Source organism: Nonomuraea sp. NPDC005650, from assembly GCF_040605375.1.
Taxonomy (GTDB): Bacteria; Actinomycetota; Actinomycetes; order Streptosporangiales; family Streptosporangiaceae; genus Nonomuraea.
Genome location: NZ_JBEXCR010000128.1, coordinates 1 through 2,216, shown reverse-complemented (window position 1 = coordinate 2,216; position 2,216 = coordinate 1). Strand labels below are relative to the sequence as shown.

Genomic DNA, 2,216 nt, shown 5'->3' with positions numbered 1-2,216 from the left:
GTTGTTGTCCCGGGTCAGGCCGCTTATCTGATTTACACGTCGGGTTCGACGGGTCGTCCGAAGGGGGTGCGGGTCGGGCATCGGGGGCTGGTGAACCTGGTGGTGGCACAGCAGGAAGCGTTCGGGGTTTCGGCGGGGTCGCGGGTGTTGCAGTTCGCGTCGCCGGGGTTTGATGCGGCGGTGTCGGAGATCGCGGTGACGCTGGCCGCGGGGGCGACGCTGGTGGTTCCGGGTGCGGAGCAGCGGACGGCCGATCTGGCCGGGTTCATCGGTGAGCAGCGGGTGGATGTGGCGACGTTGCCGCCGTCGCTGCTGGCCACGCTGGATCCGGAGGAGCTACCTGAGTTGACGTTGATCAGCGCTGGTGAGCATCTGGATCCGGAGCTCGCTCGGGTGTGGGGCGGCCGGCATCGGCTGCTGAACGCCTACGGTCCGACCGAGACGACGGTGTGCGCGACCATCGGCCAGGACCCAGCCGGGATCGGTGTGCCGATCGCCAACACCACCACCCACGTGCTGGATGCCCAGCTGGGCCTGGTTCCGGCGGGGGTGCCGGGGGAGCTGTTCGTGGGTGGTGTGGGCCTGGCCCGTGGCTATCACGGGCGGCCGGTGCTGACCGCCGAGCGGTTTGTGGCCGACCCGCACGCGGGTGACGGCTCGCGCTTGTATCGGACCGGTGATGTGGCTGTGTGGCGGCCGGATGGCCAGTTGGTCTTCCTGGGGCGGACCGATCATCAGGTGAAGATTCGTGGTTTCCGGATCGAGCCGGGCGAGATCCAGCATGCCCTGACCGGCCACGCCGATGTGGGTTCTGCTCTGGTGACCACCTTTGGCGAGGATGGCGACCGTCGGCTGGTCGCCTACCTCACACCGGCTCGTCCGGACACGAGCATCCCCACCGCCGATGATCTGCGGGCGTATCTGGCCGCTGCTCTACCGGATTACATGATCCCGTCGGTGTTCATCGAGCTCGCCGCCTTCCCGTTGTCCCCGAACGGAAAGATCGACCGGGCCGCCCTGCCCGCTCCGGACGGCAGCCGTCCGGAGCTCGCCGGCGGCTATCAGCCTCCGACCACCCCGACAGAGCATTTGCTGGCCGGTGTCTGGGCCGACCTCCTGGGCGTGGATCAGGTCGGGGTCCGCGACAACTTCTTCGCCCTGGGCGGGCACTCCCTGCTGGCCACCCAGGTCACCTCCCGCATTCGTGCGGTGTTCGGCATCGACCTGTCGCTTTCCGTGCTGTTCGATCAGCCCACCGTCGGTGGTCTGGCACCGCTCATCGACGAGGCGAACGGCATCAGCAGGCCAAGGATCGCCCCGGTCGACCGTGACCAGGTATTGCCCTTGTCGTTCGCCCAGCAGCGGTTGTGGTTCCTGGCCCAGCTCGACCCCGGCTCGACCGAGCACAACACCCCAACTCCTATCCCGCTGCCCGGCGACCTCGACGTCCCCGCCCTGCGCGCCGCCCTCACCGCGCTGACCGAGCGTCATGAGGTGCTGCGCACCCGGCTCGTCGCGGACGCCGAGGGTATCCCGTACCAGCTCATCGACCCTCCCGCTGACTTCGACCTGCCGGTCATCGAGGTGGCGAGCGAGCAGGAAGCACAGGCGCTGATCGCCGCCGACGCGGCCACGCCGTTCGACCTGGCCACAGGACCTCTGCTGCGCGGCAGCCTGATCCGGATCGGCGATCAGGAGCACATCCTGGCCTTGTGCATGCACCACGTCATTTCCGATGAGTGGTCGGCCAAGATCTTCCAGCGGGAACTCGCCGCGCTCTACGACGCCTTCCGGGCGGGGGAGCCGTCGCCGCTGGTGCCGCTGCCGGTGCAGTACGCCGATTTCGCCGTGTGGCAGCGTTCCTGGCTGAGCGGCGAGACTCTGGAGGAGCAGCTCGGGTATTGGCGGCGGCAGCTGGCCCGGCCACCGGTGCTGGAGTTGCCCACCGATCGGTCACGCGCGGCGATTCGCGACACCGCCGGCGCCGCCTTGGACTTCAACATCAGCCCGGAGGTAGCCGAGGGCCTGCGGGCACTGTCCCGCCGTACCGGGGCGACGATGTTCATGACGCTGCTGGCCGCTTATGCCGTGCTGCTCGGCCGCTACAGCCGGCAGGATGATGTGCTGGTCGGTACGCCGGTGGCCAATCGGAATCAGGCCGAGACCGAGGATTTGATCGGGTTCTTCGTCAACACGCTGGTGCTGCGTACCGACCT

The 2,216-nt window shown here is 68.3% G+C and carries 1 protein-coding gene; it reads left to right on the top strand.

Annotation, left to right across the window (positions count from 1 at the left end):
- Positions 1–66: 66 nt before the first annotated feature.
- Positions 67–2,216, top strand: a 2,150-nt coding sequence (locus tag ABZS69_RS66960; RefSeq protein WP_355395622.1) for a condensation domain-containing protein, incomplete at its 3' end; no start/stop codon positions are given.